Raw genomic sequence first — 24,301 nt, 5'->3', positions numbered from 1 at the left:
TCCTTTAAAAAAAATTGATATCTTCTGTTTGCTTAATAGGTTCGGTTTTTTTTAAACTCCTAACAGCCTGTCTATTATGTAAATATTGATGGATTACATTATCTTTGTTTGGATTAAACAGAGATTCTGAATCAATATAATCCTGGTCGCAATAACCATATGCTTCGTGCATTGCGGTCATTGCATCCTCTACTGTGAAAGCATTCCAGTCCACAGAATTGCTTTCTCCATCAAACCCAGCTTCAATAGCTATAAATACACCAGGCTTAAATCTCGGTGAATTTATAGATGTGCCTGATAGATGCTTTCTGAAGCTATAGAGATCAATACTAATTCCCATTTTTTATCCTCCCTTGTTTTAGGCACAAAAAAAGCCGTGGAAACCAAAAAAAGCATGCGAAAAATCGCATACTTATAGTCTCCACGGCTGATTTAGCCTACATTTTTTTAAGCAACACTTCTGTTGCTCTTCTCACTCTTTCATCGAATCATTAACGACGAAGAAAATCAATTAAATCTTAATAAACTTATTATAAGCATAAGAAACTATAGTGTAAAGATAGGAGAACATTATTGTACATAGGAATACCATCTCATTTCACAAACTTTATTTTTTAACTCTACTATTTTATTTTCATTACAAAGAGCCTTATTACTGTATGTAGCAAGACTCATTAATGAACTTTACTTTTCGTATAATTTCAAATCTGGTGCAACAGAATGAAGTCTGGTTTCTTCACTTAGTACAATTGCCCATTTACCATCAATCTCAACCATTGCTGGTAGAGTACCATCTGCTTCTGGTAAAATGTAGATTGATTCAGTATATGAATAATCTATAGATTGTAATTTATCTAAAACGAATTTCTTATATTCCGTTAAGTTGTAGAGTAAATTTGAAGCATCGTTAATCACGATTCTAAAATCGTCTTCATAAAGTAAATTTAGTGAGGTTAGAGATTTATCCGTTCCATCCGTAAAAGAGATGAAAAATTCTTGGTTAAAGCCTAATGTTATCTGATACTTCTTTGTTTTAAAATCTTTGAAAATATTCATTGCAACAAATGGTAAAGCGATTTTTCTTTCTTTATCATATGTTTGAGCTTTAGCTAAATTCACATTGCTTGGTGCAAAGGATAAATTTTCAATGAGACAATTAAAGGCGTTGTTATCGTGATGTTCTACAATAAAATTTTCAGCTCGAGCTTTTTCAAAATTATCCAGTCCGTACCAATGAATCATTACAACTTGATGTAATGTTTTAGCCCTTAATTTTTTTGAGTATGTAAAAATATATGTTTTTTTCTTTGCTTTTAAAGCATCGGTATTAACGTTCCAGGTGACAGTATTAAGTTTCTTAAATAAATCTGCGTCATAGGTTGTATATCCCATGAAACCATTTTCTTCATTTCTAAAATATATCCTATCTGTAGTAGCAGTTAAATTAAGTTTCACAAACAGTCCTCTTTTCTCTATCTATCTATCAATTATTTTAACTTGGACTTTTAATATATTTTTCTGAATTTACAAGCCACTCATATTTAATATACGGTAGGCAACAATGCAGACCTTCTGTATTCATAGCTGCTGGTTCCCTTATTATATTTTTTAAAAGAGTGCTGTACTTATTAAAATAATCAAACCAGTTAAATTCATAGACTGTACAATACTTAAGTGGAACTTGTAGTGAAGAATAATGTCCCCCTCTTTGAAGTTGAAACCGCAAAAATCTCCTTTTAGAATTTGTTGTTCTACTGATTTATTTGCTACGAAACAAAAAATAGGTTTTTTAACGATATTTTTATTTTTTATTGAAATATATATACCCATGTTTATATAGTTATGTTTTAAGGTTTTAGAATTATAGCTTTTAGCAACATACTTCTTTTTATTGATAAGTTCAGCTAGTACATTTGAATGTTGAACAGTATATAATTCTAAATATTCGTTGGTTTTTGTTGCGAACTTCAATTTTATAGCCACCTTATGAAGCATTTAATTGGATTTTTATTAACCCCATGATGTAATCAATAATTACAAAATTAGCTTCATTTCATATTGCCCTTCAATTTTTTTAAATCTTGAGCCACAATCTTCAGTTCAGTATAATAACATTTGAAATTCAATTCTATTTAACTCATGGTCTAAAAAAAGATGCGATATTCGGCCCCAGTTGATTCCCTTCCCTTAAACCAATTTCAAGAACTCCTTAAATAAGAAGAAAACTAAAGCATGTACAGCTCCTAATATCTCAATTTTAACACATATTGGAACTATCCTCCTAGCTAGTACGTTATTGTTCAGTCTATTACATTATTTTCTTCTGAAAGTAAACATATCACTAGCATGTAGTATTCCATATTGATGAGGATAATGGATATCAGAATATGAAATGCTCCAAGTTTACTCTGCGAAAGAATACGAACCATACGAGAACGAACGTGAGACCGATACAGAGGTTTTCTATCAATGTGCCTTTCATAGTCCCAGTACTCATCAGGCGTAGCTTCAGACGGAAATCGAACGGTGGTAATGGGCGAATTCCATGGTTTGTGAGTGCATCAGCGAGTAGATGAATTAGATAAGATAAGCCACCGGCGATCCATAGCGCATGTCCATAGGTATAAGTTGAAAAGTAAAGAAGTGCAGTCCATCCAAGTACACCGTATAAAGAGTGGGTAATCCCACGGTGAGGCACTAGAGCACAGATAATGAGCAGGCAGCCGATGATAGTGCTCCACGGAATATAAGACTGACCAAACAAGATCAGGCAAGCGCCAATCAGGATCATCATGACGTTCCGGAGTGTTCGGGTTGGCATAAAAGATACGAGTGCAGCTAGAATGGCGATGACTGTGTTCCATGGTGCGAGTTCAGTTCCATAAAAATAAACGAATGCAGCAAGTGCGATAAGTACGCCCTGCAGAAGACGAAGTAAAGATGTTGGGAGTGCTCTTGATACTAAAAGTGAATTAGGTTCATCGATATCCGGAAGAAGAGAACTAACCACAGTTACAGCGACTACTGGTACTGTTATTTTATAATCGGCTAACCCTAAGATCGAAATAGTAACTCCGGTACTTATTGCTAAGTGAGCTCTTCCCATCATATGAATCAACAACCTTTCTTTAGCAAGGTAGTATGTGAATGATATCCTCTAATTTTCTTGAATATTGACACTTTGGGAGACTACGAATGACTCTTCCCCCATATCTCTTGGTTAAGATCCTATTATCTAGAATGATAAAAGCGCCTTGGCACTTCATGGATCGATTTAAACGCCCAAATCCTTGCTGAAGCTTTACCATCATTTTAGGGAACATATAATCAAAGAAACTGCTGCGCTTGGCTTTTTCAATGACGGCGAGCTGGGCTTGGATTAATGGCTCATTAGGCTGAGGAAAAGGAAGTTTAGCAATTACAACTGTTGTTAATGCATCACCAGGAACATCTACGCCGGTCCAAAAGCTTGCACATCCAAGTACTATTGTTCGTGGATTGGTTTTTAACTGATGAATGATATCCTCTCGATCGCATCCAGGGAATTGAACTAGAAGGTTAAGCGAACGTTCACTGCAGTAATCTTCGAGACTACGAGCAACACGGTTCATACTCTCGAAACTGGTGAATAAGACAAGCATTCGGCCACCGCTATATAGTAATATTTCTTCAATTTTGTGTGGGAGGTATTCGTCATACTCGTGACTACTGGGGTCAGGTGCATCATCGGGGCAAATAATCATTGTTTTCTTCTCATATTCAAATGGGCTGTCTACTATAATGGTTCCATACTCTTTAAGACCGAGTCGGCCAGCATAAAACGTGAATGTTTTTCCCTCTTTAGTACTCGTGGACATGGTAGCGCTCGCCAAGATTACAGGTACCTTGTCGAATAAACCTTTACTTAATATAACTTTTGGGTAAAGAGGAGCGGCATGGAGTATGACATTGCCTCTGCCTTGAATCGTAGCCCAATATGCCCAAGAATTCTTCTCGTTTGAGCTAATGAATTCTAAATCATCATTACCTTCAAAGAGTTTTTCAGTTAAGTCTGATATCCCTCGTACCTTTAAACTTTTGACTTTCTCAATGAAGCTAGTTAGAGTAGCACAGACCTCGGAAATTTCAATCTTTGTTGTCATGAGCTTGAAGGCAAGCAATCCCCCCTGATCATCTCTCATCTTCTTTCCTACTTGAGCGTACACTTCATCAATTTGCTGGTGAAAAGATTGACGAAGCTGAGCAAGCTCAATTTGACTTCCATGATCAAGTTCCGAGAATGCACTTCGTTTGAAGATTGCTTCAAATAAAATTTCAAAACGGTTGATATCTACTTTCTTTTCGAAGACATTGCAGCATACATCTTCTATTTCATGTGCTTCGTCAAAAATGACGGCATCATATGCTGGAAGAGTACCATTCCCCGTCTTCATTCTCATTTTTAGATCATTAAAGAAGTAAGCGAAATTTGTAACAATTATATGGGAGGTATACATTTTTCCTTTTAGGTCTTCTAACATGCAGTTGCTTGGTTTAGTAATGGCTGGACAATTGGAAGCACTAATCTTTTTCCACACATTGTCTTCAACATCGAATCCTAGAGCCGCACGATCCCCAACCCGTTCTTGTTTTACCATCTTTGAAATCTGACGTACAAGTTTAGCTTCAGAATCATTACTGCGTAACTTTTCTTGCCAGAGTGTTTCTAATTTTGTATTACAGATATAATGATCCTTTCCTTTGACATGTTGGAACTTAAGTGATAACTTCTCCATCTTAAGGATGTTAACTACCCTTGGTAGCTCCACATTAACGATTTGATTCATTAAAGGGATCGTATGCGTACAGACAATAACTGTTTTCTTATTAACGACAGCCCAGCGAGCTGCAGGAGTTAAATATCCAAGTGATTTACCAGTGCCGGTGCCGGCTTCGCAGATTAAATGCTGTGAATTTTCTAAAGATTCGCCAACCTTTTTCGTAATCATTATTTGGGGGGCTCGTGGGATATATCCATTTACTAGCTTAGACAAATGTCCTTGAGCCCCAAAAGCCCGTTCAATAAAATCCTCCACAGCGAATCCTCCAATTAATATAGTAATATAATATATATGTAATATATTAATATATTAACAAAAGCGTGAGAAATATCAACGAAAACCATCATCATTATTTAGTAACAATGCTAATTCTTTCAGCACATATGATGTCTCCAGTCGCTGCCTATATTCAAAAAGTTAATGATAATACCATACACTAAACCATGAACACAAACGCCAAAATTCCAAATAAACAACAACCTAAGAAAGACTTCCATCGATCTAAACTATTCCCAAGCTTTATTGATCTAATGAAAGCTACTAAACCGGCCACGATAAGAATTGCTCAGGAAAAGAAACTATTCCAAGCATACCCCAGATTGAAATCAATAAATAATAAATTGTAAATGCTTTTGCAGGAAGCTTGTTAATAAAAGCCATGGTATCACTCTCCGACTTATTTATTCAGCTAAAATTTTGGAAGCATCCGATGCGTAAAAGTATTCATTTTGTCGATCTTTATACTCCTTCGGAATTTCCTTCCCCCAATATTTTGCATACGAATGTAATGTCCTCTTGTTCCCTCCACGTCCAGGTTTCCCAACATAAAATTCGAAATAATTCTTGGGTTTGCTAGTAGGATCAAAAGCTCGTTCAATAAAATCCTCCATAACGAATCCTCCTTAATATTCTAATATAGTATTTAATTGAAATACTAATATACTAACGAAATGGAGAGGGAAATCAACCAAAATAACTCAGAATAATCTTGAGTTGAAATTATTAATCTTTTATCACATGTGACGTCTCCAATAACTTTTGGTGGGACGCATAAATTCAGGGAGATGTCCAAATTGTTTTTGGTATCGGAATTCATCCGAAATTGTTCTGAATGAAAAGTATACACCCGTAATTCCCACTACAATGAATAATACAATCGGCAAAATTTCTTTAAGAGCAAGTAATTGATTTAAACTTGGCATTTAAATTCACTCCTATTCTTTTATTATCTAAGACTTTTTGAAACATCTGAAGCAAAAACATCATCTAGTCTGCAATTTTATCGCTGTATATTTCGCATTATTTGAATATCGAAGGTGGAATTCAGCAATTCCATATTCTTTTTTAGAATCTTCCAAACTGGGTTCAACTGCTCTTCCTTCAATAATAAGGCGCTCAATAATTCCTAGCCTATCTTTATAAGCAGCCGTTTCGACTTTCTCAACTTCCTCAATTAGTACAAAGTATGTTCTCATGAAGAAGGGATTATTAAGTCCATCAGGCGCAAAAAAAATGCTCTCTTTTTTCTCATTAACAGCAATTGAAAGCCCGTATCCCCCATCGTTAACCTCAATAATTCTTGAGAACGTACCCACTACTTTTTGTTTCCATTCTTCAATATTTTCAAATACCTTGATCTTTTGTTCTAGCATTTCTAAACCTTCAGATATGTTTTTTGCAGAAATTACTGGTAACCATGATCCTTCGTTATTAAAGTAAGATGCCAGTTCAATTGCTTCGATATCAGCACCTTCTGTGATTTCTCTGATTTGGTCCAACTGTTCAGCAAGAGGCGAAGCAATCACCCATAGTTCTGTGCCATACCGAAATCGCCAGCTTTGAATATTCCAACCTTCATTACTTACCAATTTGTCGATTGTATTCAATGTTATTGAAAATCCCACCTTTATTTAATGTATGGAACTAAGCAGAAGCCTAACTTTAATTAAATCTCATTCTATAGACAGGTAAACAAAAGAGAAAATTCTTCTGCTTCTTCTTTAGAATAAATTACAATAAAAGCTCGAACAGAAATATCAGTGATGTTTAAATGTGTTTTGATTTTTTTAGTGCAAGATCAATTAAAACAATAATAATCACAAAAGCCTCCAGTGAGATCAGGGATCTTCCAATAAAGGACAACGGAAGAAACCAATTCATCCATACTGAGATAAGAATTAATAGCATTAGTGCAAAAGCAAATATACTAATCCATTTAGTTGCAAATCGATTTAACATTATGTAACACCCTCCCAATGGCTTATTTCGTTTGACGCTAAAGTTCTGACTATAAATGGATTACGTACTCTATCAGATATTTGTTGCAATTTTCAATGGTTTTCGCTCATTTCTTGTGAAAAAAACGAAAAGAAGGTTTTTTCACAAGTTAGTTCTAAGTTTTTGAGAGCTTTATCTTTCTCTTTTTCTAAATATCAATTATCATTATTGAGGTCTGTTATTTCTTCAAACATTTTTATATCCTCAAGGTAAAAATGCCTTAAACTGTCTGCTGTAAATACACGCACCATCATCCCTCTTAATACAATTTGATATTTTGTAATTTCACCAGACGTTCGTCAACTGGATAATGCTTTTTAAGGTATAGAAGAAATGCATCATTTAATTTTTCATGTAACATTTTTGTAGTTTCAAAAATCAGTTTAGAATTATTAAGGATTTTCAAATTACTTTCCCATTCTCTCAGATCATCAGGCGTGCTCTGATTAAGCACGTCTCTCACTCTAAGTCGTTTTAACTGTTCACGAGCTTCTTTGCTCTGGGGGAATATTATTAAGGAATTGAGAATATTACGAATATAACTCATTCATATCTACCTCCATACAACTTAATATTCAGACGGTGTTCATTTCAAAATTGATTCATAAACCATTCGAATTGTCATGCATTCCTCTAGGTTATCTTTATAATTATCCGACACCAGAATATTTATAGCTTGATCAATAAGCACAATTCGATCAGCTATTAAACTACTTTCAATCGATCTATGTAGATGTAAGGTAGAGCGTAGTCGATCCTCTCTGACTTTTAAATCCTTAATCAGCCAACGTTTATCAGTGTAATCAATACTAGGAAACCGACTGAAAATATTGCGAATCTTTCTGTTCCTGAAGTAATTAAACATGTGGATCTAACACCTCCATACAACTTAATATTCATTCTGTATCCTTATTCCCAGTAATTGGGATGCGACGAGTCACTTTCATAAATGTAATCAGAATGTATCCCCCCCTAAAACAGACCCAATTATGCCCGCTAAATATTTTTCACTATATAAGAGATATGAACCGCTGGTAAAAAAGAATATTGTTAAAAATACATCTAAATACACTGTTTTTGAAACTTTTTTCATATAAGCCTCCCTTTGTACGCTTGCATTCAATATGTTGTGGAACAGACAGAATCATGAAGTACAAAAACCAACTGAACGATTTTATTCAATATGTTACGTTGCCTATAACATCAAATTGATCTTCGTAGTAATCTTTTAATTCCGGCTCACCTGAGTGATTAAACAACACAGTAAATTTTTGCTGATCTTTTCTGTCAGAATGAACCTGCTTTACCGTAACGCCTTCTTTATCAAAGTTCACATCTTTTGAATCTTTGATTTTTACAGGTCTTTTTTCCACGTATTAAACACCCTTCCTATGAACGAATATATTCATTGAAGATCATTGCCCTCATAGTCGTGATTTAACTATTCTCCGTCTTTAGTTGAAAGAACATTAGTTCCGCAATCATGTTGACTGAATCGATTATATTCATTCGTCCAAACTTGACAGCGTGGACACCACATTGTTACGACTTGTATTCTTTTTATTTTTGCCATCGCTCCGCAACGGCAATGAAAAAAATGGGTTCCATCCAGGTATTCTATTTGTGATGGTTTGTCAAAAATGTGATAGTGCTTACCTGTCAATTTTTCAAGCAGCTCATAGAGCCATTCTTTCATATGAACACTCCATGTTCATTTTGTTTCATTATCATTTCAGAGTCATAGAGGATTTCAGATCTCAATCCTCCGCTACCTGGAACATGAAGCTCATCTAATATTTCTAGTCGGTCCCAATACTTTTCTTTGAAATGTATCCATGTATATTTTTCTTCAAATTTTTCTTGCTCATTCAAGCCTATCATTTCATCATCTGCTATTTCTATTTGCCCTTCGGAATCGATTTCATTCCTTGTGATTTTGTATATAACTATAATCAATAGGTTCCCCTCCCTTTGTACGCTTGCATTCAATATGTTGTGGAACAGACAGAATCATGAAGTACAAAAACCAACTTAGCGATCCGCTGCTTTTCTAATGTGTAGTCCATTAGAGCTTGTAAATTATGAAGCGATTTTTCAGGGAGTTGATTTTTTTCGTAAACGATTAGATTTATGAATGGAAGCCCTTCGCAAGACGCGCCCTCATCATAAAGTTTTATTCTATCATCGTATAGACTCTTAATAATTTCTAATATGGCATTAAAATCTGGAATATCCTGATAAGTATGACACTTTGGATTGAGACCTAAAAATTTGTTTGGTTTTTCTGTTAGATCTACATAATAAACATCACCTGCATTTAATAATGAATTTGCAAATGATTTTAATTCTTCCCTCTCAATTACCCAATTGTATGTTCTACCCGATCCAGAAGGGCCAATTATTAGATTACTATTCTTAACCATATCCTTATCTTTTTTAAAGAAGATACGTGGTAATTTGGCCATCTCAATACACTCTCCTATTCATTTTGTTTCATAACTCCCAGGGAACATAATTTTATCGAGAGCAGTTTCACGTTTTCTGAATAATAAAATGACTTTTTTAAGATGTGATGAAAGTGATGTTATTTCATCATCACATATTATTTCTCCATCTTCTTCTAAGTAGAATTTAAATTCTTTCCCTGAATTGAGTATTAACTTACCTGAACCTTCACCGATCCACGAGCTTCATGAAGCTTTATTTTACCCGATATTTCGTTTTCGCTTATATCTAATAATGGCACCAATTTAGCGTTAAATTCATCTAAAGTTTGCTTATATCTACGACCTTCAGGGTGGTTTTCATTGATCATTACGATTACTCCTTTATGAACCGATTTATTCAATATGTTTCTATCACATAGAATCCAGATTCCCACCTTTTAATCAGATGCTCGAATGAAAGCAGACAATCAGGCAATTCATTTTTCACCAGCTGCAATAAGTTTTTCTTCTCTACAATCCGAAGACATTCAGTGGGTTCCTTCAACTTTGTAATAATATACTCTGTTTGTTCTTTCGTTAAGCAATCAAAATAGTATTGCTCTCCAAATGTAGGAACAAAATCAACTTCAATTCCTTGACTTGAAAACAATTTATAAAGCTTACTTAATGAGGAAGGGTAGATATAATTCCCTGGTTCATATCCTAATTTCTCAAAAATATAGTCACCAAATTCCTCAGTTACATTGAAGCTTTTAAAGCACTCAATACTATATCCCAATACCGAAACATCTCCTTTCTAATACACTCACGCTATTCAATTTGTATCTTTGTCAGATCTGCCCCATATTTTATTGATAGCAAAAGTAATTGCAGCGAGCGAGCCAATCACAGAAATTCCAATCGGAGTAAAAAGCCACGTTATTAAAGCCATATAATAGTTACATCCTCTCTATTCAATATGTCTTCTTACCTAGTAGAATATAATTTCAACGTCTTCTGACTCGTACAGACGTTTGACTGCATCATTACTAAAATCAATGTACTAATTACCAATTCCATATTCTGTTTTTATAATTGAAACTTTCATCTTATACCTCCACTCCGAATGTACCGGATTATTCTTTTTGATTCATCAAGTCTTCAGCTCCAGGAGTTCTACCACGAATTATCCCTATACATTGATGATCTAGCTCCAGAAATCAGTTCCTCCCGGATACTCAGACTTCTAATATTTCTTAATCTCTATTTCGCTTTTCTTCAAAGACAGTCAAAATTTGCTGCAGAAGTTTGTGTTTTAAATGCCGGTATATGTTCGAAGCAATATACCAAAGATTCGTGTATTAGATTCGGGTTACTTCTTGGCATCTTACTTTGCCGCCTTACACACTGCTGGTATTTATGATTAGTACCAAACGAATTATTGATCGACTTTTTCCATTGCCGAGAGGATGGCCACTCTACAGTTGATGTGAAAGGAGCGGGAACCGTTCATAACACATCTGCACTCATAAATACTAATATAATAATATATTAATTAAGTAATATGGGTAGTTAAGACTCTTTAGCTCCCATTGGTAAGTATCATGACAATGCATAATTTCTAATAATTAATCCGATAAGAAACAACAATATACAAAATACGAAAATATATATCTTTTTTTCTTTATGATCAAATATTTCCACGATAAGTATGAAAAAACTAGTAGCAAAAAAACAGTAGGCTAATAATATGAGTAAAGAAGATATCATATCGATCTCCTTTCATTGTTTCGCTTATCTTCAAAGTCAGTCAAAACTTGCTCCGGAAGTTTGCGTTTCAAATGTGCCGGTATATCTTCGAAGCAATATACCATTGATTCGCGGTTTAAATTCGGAATCCTTCCTAGCAGCTCCCACTCGGCATTAGTCAGGTTCGCTTTACACTTCAGGCATTTATGGTTAGAGACCGCAAATGATTGCATTGGAGCGGCTCCATCCTCCACTCCTGCAGGTGGTCCACTCTGTAGTAAATGTACAAGCGCTGGGTTCCCTGCCCAGTCCTCAAGCTTGTAGGGGGCGAGATCCTTCCATCCCATCTCATAAGTATCAATCGCATCGATGAAAGCTTCATTGACTGCCTGATCGACCGCTGTACGTATTAACTTGGGCTCGGCAGCAGGATCTCCATTCATAATCGATACTCCGTAGCCATCACGAGTATAGGGTCCGATACGGATCTGTACGATCGCCTTTACATAGCGGTGTGGCACACTAATATCGAGCTCCTTAATCTCCTTATCCCACTCACTGCCTGTTGCAGTCTCAAGTCGATCTGTATAGACCTGGTTGGGGATATAAACCCCCTTCTTATCTTTTCTGTGTGTTACTGTCCCTTCCGGAAAGCGCTGCTTCAGCGAAGCTATGATCTCCTGATAGTTATCCATCCTCTCATACCTTTCTATTAGTCATATTTTTTCATGATTTTAGAGAACCGTTCATATACCTGGATGGCCATGTTTACTTTTTCCGGTAACTCTCGTAGCAGCTGCTGAAAATACTCTTCTCCGGAAGGTGTGATCTCATAGTAGCGGTTATAGCGGTTATCGTTTTCCCATCTACTAGTGGCATGCCCTTTTTCGGCTAACTTCTTCAATCGCTGTGACAGGTAGGAATCGTTCACGCCTACGCCATCAAGCGCCTGAATAATAACTTGGTCAATTTGTTTACCATAACGCTCGCCCTTCTGCAGCTCAGCCAGAACCATGAAATCAATGACTTGCTGAACTTTAACGACTGAACCAAGCGTAGACTCTTTTTCAACCTTATCTGTATTTCTCATTTGTCTGTATCCTTTCTATAATCCAATCGCTATGCTTATGGAAAAATAAATGAAGTATTAAACTACTTTTAGTTTGTTCATAGCATTTTGGAAAGCTTTCTGGTATAAATCAATCAGATTGGCAAGAACAACAGTAAAGTCATTTTGATTACCGTACTTCTGCTGAATCTCATGAATCTCTAAGGCTGATGGTGAGAAGTAGTCATACATTAGTGCAATATCAGTTTCACTAATTCCTCTAAAGTGAATCTCAGGAGCCTCTATGACTTCGAAATACCAAACATCATCGTTATTCAGTTGATCTATGGAATACTTTCTCAGTAGTTGATCACGAACCCAAGTAACATGACCTTTAAGTATCCAAGGCATTTGCCTTTTCATGCGATCACCATCCAGTCTGTAACATCTTAATATCTTTTCCCTACAGTAACTCGCCCGATGGGGGAGAGCTAAATCCCGCTCCTAGCACAGAGTTACAACCCCTCAAAGAGAATTCCTTATACTCCTAATTATACCATAACACGCGTGATTTTAACATACGTGTTAGCACGTATTCACATTATTTAGCCGCATCATTCCCCTCTTTATCTGTATCTCCTCCCTTTATACCGCACTTCAACACTCTCCGTACTTAGACTCCACTTAGTAACAGAATTCAACTCTACATCTATATCCGTGTTTATTCTTTTGCTATCTACGTATCCAGTCGAAAAGTTCAACTCTACTACTAAATCCGGATCAAGTTACAATTTTAGATGGTTTGGGGGGCGGGGCGGCGCGGAAGGCAAAAATCGGGTTAAAAGGTAAACCCAAAAGATCCAAAAATGCAGGTTACACCTGCAGGAGTTTATTATCGGCTATGTTGAAGAAATGGGTTCAGAAATAGACATAGGAATCATAGTCTTTCCTGGATAGATTCGTGAATATGCTTACGTGCAGTGTCCCAAAGGGACAATACACATAAATAGAATTATCGATGTAGCTAAGCAGCCGTATCGAACGAACAAAATAGTAGCAAACAATCAGTGAAAGAAGTAGAAATGCAGGGATCAAGCTCGTAGGAGCTGGACGCTGGGGATGGCATGCGTGTAAACACGTATGTTTAGAACACGCGGTTTTAGTGAAAATCTATGTTCGAGGTCCTTTTTTTATAAAGAGATTAGACCTGGATACGTATGTAGTTATGATTAGTTATGATTAGTTACGAATTGTTGATCTTACGCAGAATTCTGAATGGTTAAATCGTAAGATTCGAAATGAAAGTACTAGATGTTCCAATAATAAAACCAGGGCAATGGTCTGGAAAATCAAGTCCTAGACTACCCTGGTTTTAACAATTCAAGTTTGGTTAAAGGATCAGATCAGCGGTTGTATGGAAAATTCCCCACTTAGTTCTATATTATGTATTTTTTATGGTTCATTTTGATCTCAGCCTTGATAATATCATGCAACTTTTTAATAACCTTATTGTATTCCTCCCAATCATTTAAAATTCCATTAAGAGGATCTTCAAAATCGTCTATATCTATTTCCTCGTAATCTTCCCAATTCAAGGGATTCGCTGCATGTTCCCAAAATTTATCCTCATTTTCTTTTAATGATTTTTCATAGAAACTGAGCTTATCTTGGATTTTTTCGTCAGCCTTTGTGAGGTTCTCCCCTAAAACGCTTGTCGCCTTTAGAAGCACGGATCTAGCGAGCGGAACTGTACCCTCAAGCCAGTATACAAGTTCGAAAATAAACTTATTAGATTGATTTACATTATTCTCAAATATACGGATAATTTCTGGCCGCGATGCTTTGAGCTCTAAAAACCCAACATAATTCCTTAATTGCTTTATTCCTTCGGCTTCCTCGTCAAAGGCTCTCTTGCTTTTACTTAAGGTGATGTGCAAATCTTGTGCTTCACGAATTGCCACATTAAGATTGCTGTTAAGTTCTCTTACGGTTTCGATTTTCGTTATTGATTCATTATGAAGCTGCTTCATTTGATTGAGCCGTAACTCCACCTCTTCCACTTTAGATGAAAAAGTCTTTTTGGAAATCCAGACAAATATACCACCGAATAATGTAAGTCCAGCAACAATAACAGCAAGCAACGACAATAGAGCATTAATATTTCCTTCAAGAATAGCTATTCTTGATTTTTGAGTATCTATTAATTGCTGGGTGATTTCTTCCTTCGTAAGTGTATCCCCTGGTAGCTGACCCATTGTCTGAAGTTCTTCTTTTGTGGCCATGTCCATCTTGAGTTTTTCCAAACTGTTTTGCAATTGATCGTTCGTAACAAAATCGCTTTCCGTTGCTGCATTGACGTTTAAACCCACTGAAAAGATACTAATTAAAATACAAAACGCCAGTACCTTAAGCCTAAATGTTTTATTCATGTGTCCTCCTAGTATTTATCCACTTTAAATCCCCTAAAGAGTAGGAAAGACTAAGAAAATTTCCTAGCATCCTTCTTAATCTCATCAAATATTACCACATGCTGAATAAATAGAGGAATGATATTGTATCCTCCCGTAAGTTAATGTCGTTCCCAGCCTATTAAAATTCGGTTGGTGATTTATTTTTCTATTAAAGCTCAAAATAGTCCACCTTATCCAGGAACGACTAAGCTATAAAATCGTATAGATTTGTAATGGATATAACATCATAGAACTTCATCATTTCTAGAGAAGAAAGAGGTTGCCTATGAGCAAAAATAAACCTAGTAAAAAACAAAGAAAAAAACATAAAAGAACCAAGAATATCCCTGTACTAGAGAGTGGACCTCCACCCGTCCCCCCAATAGGAATTGAGCTCTTAAAAATAAGAGAGAGCCTCACTAAGATTTTGGATAAGTTATTCAGCATTGCTAAATGGGATAAAAAGCTCTACTTAGACAAGATACGTTTTGCTTTCTCTCCATTTATGCTCATCCCATTGATTGTTTCCTGGATAGAAGCTCCAATTCATAAATTAGGTGCAGCACCTCATGTGCTACAAAGCACATTTCCAATCATTCTAAAAACAGTTGAGATTTGTAATACGGTTATGTATTGGTTACAAACTAGTGGATATATCCAGATCGTATACCTTCTGTTATCCATGAAATTCATTCAAATTTTATACAAACATAATAAGCATGATAAGCAGCTTCAAGAGAAAATGACCCCATCGCTAATTTGCAAAATGCTATTCGATTTAGTATTACTTTACTCAGCAACGCAATATTTTCCTGGTGTGCTTGCAACTGTTTCAGCTTGGGCTATTCTACCGTTTCTCGTTATAACTCTAGCTTACATAGCTAGTTTAGGTCATTATCAAAAACAAAAGGGATCCTATGATCCCGATCAGATGTTAAAACGGGAACGTAGGAGAGAAAAAAAACGTCATATAAAATAAAAAAGCAGTAGAATGCCCTATTAAGAATAAGCATTCTACTGTTTTTTTATTGATTTAAATAATTATCTACCGAAAGATTCATTTATAAGGTCATTAACCTTAGAATCATCATACAATTACCCGTTCCAGGACCGGCAATCTCAGCTTCCCAGCCTTTGTCCAGTGACGAAAGCGAACTTCTATCTTCACAAATGGCTCTACATAAACAAAATCCTTAGTTTCTCGAATAACCGCCTTCTTTAGAAATGGAAAAGTTGCTTTCCCGATCGGTGTGTTAAGGCCGTACTCTAATAGACCAACTGGGATGATCTTACCACCGCGCTCGACGCCTATAGACCAAGCATGTGTTTTCTTTGAATAACCCGTGACAAAGCATTCTTCTCTATTATATACAACGACGCGTTGCCAAATCCCCCGAGGTCTTTGTCCCTTATAATAGAGACTATCTCTACGCTTTAGCACGATGCCCTCCAGTTCTTGCTCGCGGCACTTTTCATAGAGAGGAATAAAACCTTGCTCTACATATCGGATGCGTTTAATGAACTCATTCTCCTTCACCGCTTCATCAAGCAGTGCTTTACGCTGCATTAGTGGTAAAGCGGTCGTATCTTTCCCCTTGTATGACAATATATCAAAGGCCACAAAGCACAATCCAGGTGTAATCTTCTTTTGCCGTGTAGACTGAAACCGCGCCATTGTGGATGCAAAGTCAGGTTTTCCCGTACTAGTATCACAAACAACGATCTCACCATCTAGTTTGGTTCCAAATTCAATTGCAGCTGTCGCAGCTTCAGTGATCTCATCAACTCGAGAGGTTATTTCATTATGATGCCGGCTATATATTCTCGTTCTGCTCTCTTTGCCAACAATACCGCGTATACCATCTATTTTTAGTTCTGCTATATGAAGATCTGATTCAAATGGAACATCCACTTCATCTAGCAACATTGGATCAGTAAACATTATCATCACCCATTATAGCGTAACAAACTCTATGAGTGATTGATATCGGTAGATGGTGGTAATCATCATTAAACATCATAAAATAATGGTCTAGGTAGCCGCTTATACGTTGCAGGTTCAATGTATAAACCCTAGATAAAGAAATGTAAACCACATTACCCCGAGCTTATATGTATTCGTACAGATTCAACTACCCTGCCCTATAGATTAAAGAGGCTGCCATACATATACGTGCAGCCTCGACTGTTGTCATTATTAGTCTATTGTTCTCCGATGGTGAATCGCATGCCAGCGAAAATATACCTGGGCAGGACCGTTCCATGAGGGAACCCGTTTCCCTAATAGCTCGGATATTTTATTAACCAACCAGTCTGTTCCGTCTCTTCGGATGGGCACCACGTTACCGTTTTCAACTCCTATCCAGCCATGTTCAAATAGCGCATCACACCCGAATTTGCACATAGGGAGTACAATATTTTCATCCTTGCGTTCCTCATCGCTAGCTTTGGACCGTTTTTTGATATGAGCTACAATAAGAAACTCAGGTGGTAGCGAGGTACCACAAATAGCACATGCCTCCAGTTCCCCTCTGCCTAACAAATATTTGCGAAGTCCTGGCTGCTCACGCCGCCTTTTCGTCACGACCGTCGTATCCGTGGGACCTTCAAACGTAAAAGTCTCGTTTTCGCCTTGCTGGGTGATCTTGGGTTCAGAGAACAACTGCATCTGATAGATCTTACGGAAAAAATCTATGCGTGAACTATTAAACGTCGCCCCTGTGTAATTCAGAACCAAGTCCTTTAGTTCCTCGTCGCCATCCCATGTTTGTTTCCAACCCTCACCCCAGTTCACCCCTACCATGTTTAGCTGACGTTTAGCTCCTTCTATGGCTATCCTAAGCCCAACTTCTCCTCGAGGTCCTCTTAATACATATTCTTTTCGAGCAGGATTCTTAACATCTACATACACAAGCTCAACATCTACATCTAATATTGATTCCATACGAAACCTCCAATTAAATCATCTTATCCCACGAGTTTAACTGCCAGTTAGCCAAATGCTATTCCCATTCAAATACTACAATTAACTCAGTCTACTAGTTTATATTCATTTAACCTCTATATTGATTTCCTTAAAAAAGACCCTACCACAACGGTAGGGACTCTAAAGTAATATTTGTTCTTCCTTTTCTGATTCTACATATTTAAATACCTCTTTTGCCTTGCCATCTGTGAAGTCTTCGATCTGCAAAGGTCTTTTATTGTTCATGGAGCGCCGATCTGAGGTGGCCACAATGTCTTCCATGATTTTTTGTTTCATGGAAAGCATACCTTCAGCTTTCGTTGTGATTTCCTCTCGAATACACTGCTCATAAAAGAAAATCGATTTGCCGATCCTATCATTTAACCATTTCAGCGAAGTGGTTTTATCATCTTCATCTTCCGGATCATACTCACGCTTAGTATCCGCGTAGTTATCTTCAATTGCTCTTATTATGTAGCCGGCTATATTACTTACATCCATATTACGTTTTTTATCGTATACATACTGTACGTTCTCACGTATAAGTACTTCACCATACTTATGGATCAGCTCTTTAGCTGTCTTTTTATTAATTTCAAAACGGGCTAACAAAGCGATGAGATCTTCTCGCGCGATATATTCCGCATCATTTAATCCTTCACGTCCTCCACGAGGGTTCGGGAAGATATGAAACACGATACCAACCACCTTAGCACCTTTTTTGATCTCTTCGAACGTAAATTTTATATCTGTCTTAGCTTCTAGTTCCATTTGAGAGGATAGTAAAATACGATTTTTCAAATGACTGTATTTCACATACTTACCTTCTTCCAGCTCAAGCATATCCCGTAACTGTTCCAGCGTAAATCTTCTCTTTTGGAGCGGGAGATACTGTTTAAGTAGCTTGTACAACTTGGAAGAGTAAAAGCTCTTCAAATAAAGCACATTCCACATTTTAAACTTCGTAAAGTTTTGCTGGAGCTGTAGTAAATAAGGGCGTAGCATTGAAGAAAACTCAAGCTCTATCGTACCTTTACCATGATAGTACCTTGCTGCTGCTAACCAATGTGCTGACAGAGTGGATTGCATGCTCTTTTCTTCAATTATCACCTTTTTATCCTGTAAACCCTCAACAATATCACGAACGCGTTTATAGAAATTCTTTTCAGTAAGGTCTAGCTTCTCAGCAATATCCTTAACCTTGAAAAAATGAGTCTTAAATTGTGTATCATCTGGATGAATCCTAGATGCTAGTATGTATATTAGTCTCTCTTCGTATAGTGTGAGATTAGTCCTGGCCTCAATTAATGCATTAGATTCCGAAACGATGTAATGATCCGAGATGGCATCATGTTCGAAATCGAACTCTAACTGCTCTTTCTCTATCATGCGTTACCCTCACTAAACTTTATTTAATATATAGATTGTATTGTACCTTGAATGTATTATCTACTCCCTTCTATGTGGCATTTTTTTCTTGAATATTACCCACTATCAGAGCTGTAACTCTAATTAATGCCACATTATAAGGAGCCTGAGTACTCAAAACAGCTAATTTGATGGTGTTTTTATTAAAGTGCCACATGAAAAGGAGTCAAATGACGTTAAAAGTGGCACATAATTGATTGTTCACTCCCGTAAGTGTGGCATTTTAACTAAAGTGCCACATTAAAAGGAGTCAATTGACGTTAAAAGTGGCACATAATTGATTGTTCACTCCCGTAAGTGTGGCATTTTAACTAAGTGCCACATGAAAAGGAGTCAATTGACGTTAAAAGTGGCATATAATCGATTGTTACTCCCGTAAGTGTGGCATTTTAACTAAAGGCCACATTAAAAGGAGTCAATTGACGTTAAAAGTGGCATATAATCGATTGTTACTCCCGTAAGTGTGGCAATCTAACTAAAAGCCTCACTTATGGGAGTACTATAGTAACTTTTTTATTGCTATCTTAATAAACACTCCTTTTTATGTGGCACTTAGGCTAAAATGCTCTTAGAACAGACTTATTTCGGATGTAAATCAGAGGAGATTTCACTCAAATCCATGAAATTCACCTCTGATTTTTAGGACAGCCACAGTGCCAAATGCCACAAAAAAGGGATTAACTAAACGATGTACAACTGATCTTATAATAACTCCCTTGTAAGTGGCACCTATACTCCCTTTCATGTGGCATTAGACTCCCCTTCATGTGATACCTTATACTCCTATCTTTGTGGTCATTGACTCCCTTTGATGTGGCATTTAACTCCCTTTTTAGTGGCACTTATCTATATTTATCCCTTACGCCATCTAGCATTATCCTCTCTTAAAACAATAAACATATTAATAAAATAAAAGACTATAAACACATTAATAAATAATTACGTATATCACTTAAGAGATTAAGAGAATCATCATCAAAAAAATCCATAATTGAAACCTTCTCTATACTTTATTCTCCTAAACTCTAATTAAGAACAATGAAAAACTTCATAAATAGTAAATCTTACCTATAATGACCCAAAAAGCAACATAGCAAAAAGCGCTTTAGAACACATCATCTACCTTAAGGTTTGTTTTGGTTGATATGATAGACTCAGTAAAAACCGGTATCCTCAGCATGCAAATAACTATCCGATATAAACAACTGCACCCTTACGTTGAAATGCAGTAGGTAGTTCTTCCGCAAGAGGATCTACATTCTCAAAGAAATATTCTTTATCAGCATCATTTAAATTAATAGCTGCCCATTTCTTTAAATGATTTAGTTCATCAAGAATGATAGGTAAGTTTCCTTCAGTTACCTCAACTCCTAATTCAAAAAGTCCAATCCGCCGCAAATCTAGTGCTTTAATGCCGGGTAACCAGCATCTTTCAAAAAAAGATAGATAAGCAACTTGTATGTAAAATTTACTTTCAAAATCATTCTGCGGATTTTTTATTATTACACTGATTGCCATTTCTCAATCTCCCTCCCGTAGGTAGCACTAAATTTATAATCAGAATATTCTTCTCAATGCTGATTTACAACGTTCTCATTCAGTCCTTGTCTTAACTCTACATGGTAACCCATACAAGAGAGACAATGTGCACGTAATTGCTCAGTAGTTGCTCCTAAACTATCGATATCCAGTTTTAGATTAACAAATATCTCACTCACTAAGCTTCAAAAGAACATTTCATTCAGGTAATAATGCTGATCTCAACTGATAATTTTTTCTCATAAATTCTCTCTGAACTAACACTTTATTAATGGTTTGGATCACCTTAAATTGAATTTTATCTTCAGCATTAAATGAGCTATCATTTTTTAAAAACTCTTTTAAACTCACTAATCGTGACACTGATAAATCCCATAGTTTTCTTTCAATAGCATCACCAATTTCAATGACTGTTTTCCCATTTATTCCAACGGATATCTCATGAGAATACACTGAAAATAGATGGTTTCCATCAAACATAAGTTTAGTTTCTGGTTCCTCATACATCATTTAGCCTCCCATAATATTATATATATTATTATATTATTTATATAATATAATTGGTTGGTTATTAATTCTCAGTTTCATTCTTAGAAATAGATCTTTTTATAAAAAAAGAGTTTGCCCATTGTTCCAAAGTAATCCCATGTTTCTCTATAAATTTATCAGTTTCATCTTTCTTATCAAAAATAAATAACTGTCTATCCTCTTCCTCATCTACTGATTTACCACCTGGTAAACGACCATAATTGTATTCATTAGGCGAAGCATGAAGCAATCGTACATACTCACCAGAAAGAGAACAAGCTCCAGCAAGAGCAGTATTATCAATATTCTCTGGAGCAAGCGAACCATAGATCGCACAATGAGTCATTTCTGCATTAAGCTTGTCACATAAACGGCACGTCGGGTATATTTTCTGTTTCATTACCATTTGGATAAAACCTCCATTATTCTGTCTGTTGAGATTATCATATAACGGAAGTTCTAAAACTCAAAATATTTTATTCACGTAAAAATTATACGAATATATATAAGAAATTATCTTATATTCATAACGAAAATAAACAATATTAACCATTGCAGATTTGAAATCGTAGGATAGAACCTACTTAAACCGATCACATATAGCATTTAAAATTAGATAGCCTAGAATATTCAATAAAGGACAAGTTCCCTAATACAAGTCCTATAGAGGAGAGATAAATTTATGTATACTATCAATCAAAAAGAAAAACGGACAAAAGCTATCTATTTTAAGATAGGAGTAGCTTCAATAATACTTATGTTATTTATGACTTTGGTTGTAATGGGACTTAATGATTTTTGCGAACGGCTTATAGATTTTGATAACATCAATTTGCAAACAATTGTTTTCTTTATTTTGCTCTTCATTGTTCTCCCTCTATTTCATGAAAGTATACACTGGGTTCTACTTAAAAGAGGTAATGAATCAGGAAATATTACATTCCGTTATAAATCAGTTACTTTTGACGGGAAAGTATCCAAACTAAGATATACCTGTCAGATTATATCTCCGTTCATATGGATATCATTATTTCTAGCGCTCATTACGTTTTATTCTCCAGGCTATGAAGGGATCTTTGCTTCATTCATCCTTGCTTCACATGCCGCAGGTTGCAATAGTGATTTATACTCTTTTTATATTTCGCTAAAACATTGGAATCAAATTTCTTATGTCACTGATGATGATGATCATGTGTATTTTCATTTTCATGAGGATTAGTAATCAAGCGTTACGCTGCCATTAGCTTAACAACAATAAAAAAGGGAAAGCAATGATTCAGCTTTCCCTTTTTTAGTTTCTACATAGTAATTTATTTAAAAATTAAATACCATCTGCCCCTCAGAAACGTTATACGACTTTTTCCTCTTAGTCACTGGTGTCTTTCCTTCAACAAGAAGTTCAAGCTTCCATTCGTTATCTCTCATAACATTTGATTCAACCGGCTTAGTTGTCAATGCTAACAACCAACGGCGGAAATCGATATCGTTTAACTGTACCTTACTAGGATCCCAATGCAGTTCATAAGGTTCCAAGAAAGATGTTTTTGTTACAGTTAACCCATCAACCCCTAGATCAATGTTATTGGATACATACTCAATTTGTTGTTCAAAGCGCCCATACATATCTTCTGGAGCGATGGAGTGTGCCCAAGATATTAACGCTTCTTCTACCGTTGTTCCAAAATACGTAGAGATAGTAGGAAGTTTATCAATAAGAATGTCTTCTTCTAAACCTGTTATTACTGTTGTTGGAGTAATAGGAACCAAATGTGTAGGTGTAACAGACATCTTGCCCCAAATGGATTCAGCACTCTCTACTCCAGCAATATTGTTCCCTACAAAGCGTTTAGCAAGTTCATTCGCCAAACTTCCTCCGGAACTTTCCGTTAAGGCAGCAAGACCATCCTGACTAAACTGTCCTTCTAAAGCAAGCGCTGTAACCATTTTCGTGGCCATAAGATTGATCGCTAATTCCTGCATCGTACCTTTATAACCGCTATATACAGTTTCACATAGCGCCTGCTGACCAATTCTCCAATGTCGCCGGCTTGCTTGACGAACAATAGATAATCGATACCCCGTTTGATAAAAATAGAGTGACGGGAAATTCAGAAGATCTAAACCTGTACTCACCAAAATTGGATTCGTGAGCATAACTTGAATTCCTTCTTGTTCCCGCTCCGCAATCCAAGCTTCCCGTAGCGGCCCATCTACACTGGATTCTAGAACACCTGTTTTGATTCCGCGCTCCTCAAATAAGGTTTGTAAGCGCTCGAGTGTACCCAGCTTTCCAGTGTACGTAGCATAGACTCCAACTTTCCGTCCCGCTTTGATCCTTGCCCTAGCGAATTTGATCAGCTGCAGTTCTTTTGGATATAACAACCGATCGCTAAGTCGATAGCGCGGCGAGACAATCTCTTCTCCTGTGTCAGGATGATAGACACCTTTAAAGTTGAATGGTACATCCGGATAGGATAAAAGTGTATTAAGTAAACTTCCGAGTAAGACAGGTTGTCCACCTGCCTCAATTTCTTTCTGTACAGCTTTACGCAATAGATCAGATACTTCATTCAAGTTCTTTTCCAAATACCACGAGGGAGCCAATAATCGAATACCCTTCTTCACTATTCGTTTAGTGCGTCCTGGCTTTCGGTGAATTCTCGTTGTACAGGATACAAGGGTTCTTTCTCCCCCAAGCTTAACGTTCAAGGGCCCTTCCTGCAGCTCCGGTAAAACTTCGAACATATCAGACATCTGAATAAAGCAGGCGACGTCACTTAGCATGTCCGTGAAAAGCTGAGGTGCAGCTGCCGGCAATTCCTTTACACTAGTTCGAACAGGAGATCCATTACTGGAAGAATTCAATGCATTATCCTTACGAATTTTAGTTACCCTTTCTCGTACGCCATAAAGATCGATCCATTTCCCAACATCGCCCCAATTAAACCCCATTTGCTTCAAACGCTGTGGAAACATACGAAAAATAAGCTCAAATAGGTTACTAGAATATCCGTTGAGCAATGTGCCGGTCATTGCAATGGACCGTTTCGCACAGCCCATTAATACATGGA

Annotated in this window: 27 protein-coding genes; 2 read left to right on the top strand and 25 right to left on the bottom strand. The window is 36.5% G+C overall.

Going from position 1 to position 24,301, the window contains the following annotated elements; translation table 11 throughout:
- Nucleotides 1-4: 4 nt before the first annotated feature.
- From M2444_RS27500 to M2444_RS27415, 18 genes are all read right to left on the bottom strand, one after another.
- Nucleotides 5-340 carry a hypothetical protein gene (locus M2444_RS27500; protein ID WP_280788565.1) on the bottom strand — a complete coding sequence of 112 codons (336 nt, stop codon included), beginning with the start codon at nucleotides 338-340 and terminating at the stop codon, nucleotides 5-7.
- 344 nt (nucleotides 341-684) lie between these two features.
- Nucleotides 685-1,455 carry a hypothetical protein gene (locus M2444_RS27495; RefSeq protein WP_280788564.1) on the bottom strand — a complete coding sequence of 257 codons (771 nt, stop codon included), beginning with the start codon at nucleotides 1,453-1,455 and terminating at the stop codon, nucleotides 685-687.
- A 153-nt stretch (nucleotides 1,456-1,608) separates the two neighbouring features.
- Entirely contained in the window at nucleotides 1,609-1,971 is a 363-nt protein-coding gene (locus M2444_RS27490) for a hypothetical protein (RefSeq protein WP_280788563.1), read from the bottom strand.
- A 409-nt stretch (nucleotides 1,972-2,380) separates the two neighbouring features.
- Nucleotides 2,381-3,109, bottom strand: a complete 729-nt coding sequence (locus M2444_RS27485) for a metal-dependent hydrolase (RefSeq protein ID WP_280788562.1) — start codon at nucleotides 3,107-3,109, stop codon at nucleotides 2,381-2,383.
- 19 nt (nucleotides 3,110-3,128) lie between these two features.
- Nucleotides 3,129-5,075 (bottom strand): ATP-dependent DNA helicase, encoded by a 1,947-nt coding sequence (locus tag M2444_RS27480; RefSeq protein WP_280788561.1) that lies wholly within the window; start codon nucleotides 5,073-5,075, stop codon nucleotides 3,129-3,131.
- A gap of 425 nt (nucleotides 5,076-5,500) precedes the next feature.
- Nucleotides 5,501-5,710, bottom strand: a complete 210-nt coding sequence (locus M2444_RS27475; protein WP_280788560.1) for a hypothetical protein — start codon at nucleotides 5,708-5,710, stop codon at nucleotides 5,501-5,503.
- Nucleotides 5,711-6,082: 372 nt separating this feature from the next.
- Nucleotides 6,083-6,706: a hypothetical protein gene (locus tag M2444_RS27470; RefSeq protein ID WP_280788559.1), complete on the bottom strand. Its 624-nt coding sequence runs from the start codon at nucleotides 6,704-6,706 to the stop codon at nucleotides 6,083-6,085.
- Nucleotides 6,707-7,356: 650 nt separating this feature from the next.
- Nucleotides 7,357-7,644: a hypothetical protein gene (locus M2444_RS27465; RefSeq protein WP_280788558.1), complete on the bottom strand. Its 288-nt coding sequence runs from the start codon at nucleotides 7,642-7,644 to the stop codon at nucleotides 7,357-7,359.
- Between the two features lie 631 nt (nucleotides 7,645-8,275).
- Nucleotides 8,276-8,470 (bottom strand): hypothetical protein, encoded by a 195-nt coding sequence (locus tag M2444_RS27460; RefSeq protein ID WP_280788557.1) that lies wholly within the window; start codon nucleotides 8,468-8,470, stop codon nucleotides 8,276-8,278.
- A gap of 68 nt (nucleotides 8,471-8,538) precedes the next feature.
- Complete coding sequence (locus M2444_RS27455) at nucleotides 8,539-8,793, bottom strand: hypothetical protein (RefSeq protein WP_280788556.1); 255 nt, start codon at nucleotides 8,791-8,793, stop codon at nucleotides 8,539-8,541.
- Entirely contained in the window at nucleotides 8,790-9,053 is a 264-nt protein-coding gene (locus M2444_RS27450; protein ID WP_280788555.1) for a hypothetical protein, read from the bottom strand. Before M2444_RS27450 ends, M2444_RS27455 begins: the two co-directional genes overlap by 4 nt.
- Nucleotides 9,054-9,082: 29 nt before the next feature.
- On the bottom strand, nucleotides 9,083-9,562 hold the full coding sequence (locus M2444_RS27445; RefSeq protein WP_280788554.1) for a hypothetical protein: 480 nt from the start codon (nucleotides 9,560-9,562) through the stop codon (nucleotides 9,083-9,085).
- A gap of 191 nt (nucleotides 9,563-9,753) precedes the next feature.
- Nucleotides 9,754-9,912, bottom strand: a complete 159-nt coding sequence (locus tag M2444_RS27440; RefSeq protein WP_280788553.1) for a hypothetical protein — start codon at nucleotides 9,910-9,912, stop codon at nucleotides 9,754-9,756.
- 29 nt (nucleotides 9,913-9,941) lie between these two features.
- Nucleotides 9,942-10,322, bottom strand: a complete 381-nt coding sequence (locus M2444_RS27435; RefSeq protein ID WP_280788552.1) for a hypothetical protein — start codon at nucleotides 10,320-10,322, stop codon at nucleotides 9,942-9,944.
- Nucleotides 10,323-11,289: 967 nt separating this feature from the next.
- On the bottom strand, nucleotides 11,290-11,967 hold the full coding sequence (locus tag M2444_RS27430; RefSeq protein WP_280788551.1) for a hypothetical protein: 678 nt from the start codon (nucleotides 11,965-11,967) through the stop codon (nucleotides 11,290-11,292).
- 17 nt (nucleotides 11,968-11,984) lie between these two features.
- A complete protein-coding gene (locus M2444_RS27425; RefSeq protein WP_280788550.1) occupies nucleotides 11,985-12,362 on the bottom strand; it encodes a PadR family transcriptional regulator in 378 nt (125 codons plus the stop codon).
- A 57-nt stretch (nucleotides 12,363-12,419) separates the two neighbouring features.
- Nucleotides 12,420-12,731 (bottom strand): hypothetical protein, encoded by a 312-nt coding sequence (locus M2444_RS27420; protein WP_280788549.1) that lies wholly within the window; start codon nucleotides 12,729-12,731, stop codon nucleotides 12,420-12,422.
- A gap of 1,025 nt (nucleotides 12,732-13,756) precedes the next feature.
- Entirely contained in the window at nucleotides 13,757-14,749 is a 993-nt protein-coding gene (locus tag M2444_RS27415; RefSeq protein WP_280788548.1) for a hypothetical protein, read from the bottom strand.
- Between the two features lie 307 nt (nucleotides 14,750-15,056).
- On the opposite strand from M2444_RS27415, the gene M2444_RS27410 reads away from it, so the two are divergent.
- The gene (locus tag M2444_RS27410; protein WP_280788547.1) at nucleotides 15,057-15,749 is read left to right on the top strand and encodes a hypothetical protein; all 693 of its coding nucleotides are present in this window, start codon (nucleotides 15,057-15,059) and stop codon (nucleotides 15,747-15,749) included.
- A 108-nt stretch (nucleotides 15,750-15,857) separates the two neighbouring features.
- Here M2444_RS27410 and M2444_RS27405 read toward each other — a convergent pair whose 3' ends face one another.
- The 6 genes from M2444_RS27405 to M2444_RS27380 form a co-directional block, all read right to left on the bottom strand.
- Nucleotides 15,858-16,712: an ATP-dependent DNA ligase gene (locus M2444_RS27405; RefSeq protein WP_280788546.1), complete on the bottom strand. Its 855-nt coding sequence runs from the start codon at nucleotides 16,710-16,712 to the stop codon at nucleotides 15,858-15,860.
- A 255-nt stretch (nucleotides 16,713-16,967) separates the two neighbouring features.
- A complete protein-coding gene (locus M2444_RS27400) occupies nucleotides 16,968-17,714 on the bottom strand; it encodes a hypothetical protein (protein ID WP_280788545.1) in 747 nt (248 codons plus the stop codon).
- A gap of 162 nt (nucleotides 17,715-17,876) precedes the next feature.
- A complete protein-coding gene (locus M2444_RS27395; RefSeq protein ID WP_280788544.1) occupies nucleotides 17,877-19,124 on the bottom strand; it encodes a replication initiation protein in 1,248 nt (415 codons plus the stop codon).
- Between the two features lie 1,227 nt (nucleotides 19,125-20,351).
- Nucleotides 20,352-20,681: a hypothetical protein gene (locus tag M2444_RS27390; RefSeq protein WP_280788543.1), complete on the bottom strand. Its 330-nt coding sequence runs from the start codon at nucleotides 20,679-20,681 to the stop codon at nucleotides 20,352-20,354.
- Between the two features lie 219 nt (nucleotides 20,682-20,900).
- Entirely contained in the window at nucleotides 20,901-21,212 is a 312-nt protein-coding gene (locus tag M2444_RS27385; protein WP_280788542.1) for a hypothetical protein, read from the bottom strand.
- Nucleotides 21,213-21,273: 61 nt separating this feature from the next.
- A complete protein-coding gene (locus M2444_RS27380) occupies nucleotides 21,274-21,636 on the bottom strand; it encodes a hypothetical protein (protein ID WP_280788541.1) in 363 nt (120 codons plus the stop codon).
- Between the two features lie 276 nt (nucleotides 21,637-21,912).
- On the opposite strand from M2444_RS27380, the gene M2444_RS27375 reads away from it, so the two are divergent.
- Nucleotides 21,913-22,449: a DUF3267 domain-containing protein gene (locus M2444_RS27375; protein ID WP_280788540.1), complete on the top strand. Its 537-nt coding sequence runs from the start codon at nucleotides 21,913-21,915 to the stop codon at nucleotides 22,447-22,449.
- Between the two features lie 95 nt (nucleotides 22,450-22,544).
- Here M2444_RS27375 and M2444_RS27370 read toward each other — a convergent pair whose 3' ends face one another.
- A complete protein-coding gene (locus M2444_RS27370) occupies nucleotides 22,545-24,206 on the bottom strand; it encodes a P-loop NTPase family protein (protein ID WP_280788539.1) in 1,662 nt (553 codons plus the stop codon).
- Nucleotides 24,207-24,301 lie beyond the last annotated feature (95 nt).

It is taken from the genome of Paenibacillus sp. PastF-3 (genome assembly GCF_029893135.1).
In the GTDB taxonomy this organism is placed as follows: Bacteria; Bacillota; Bacilli; order Paenibacillales; family Paenibacillaceae; genus Paenibacillus_AQ; species Paenibacillus_AQ nitricinens.
The sequence above is the reverse complement of the archived record's forward strand: the minus strand, read 5'-3'. Positions and strand labels throughout refer to the sequence as shown.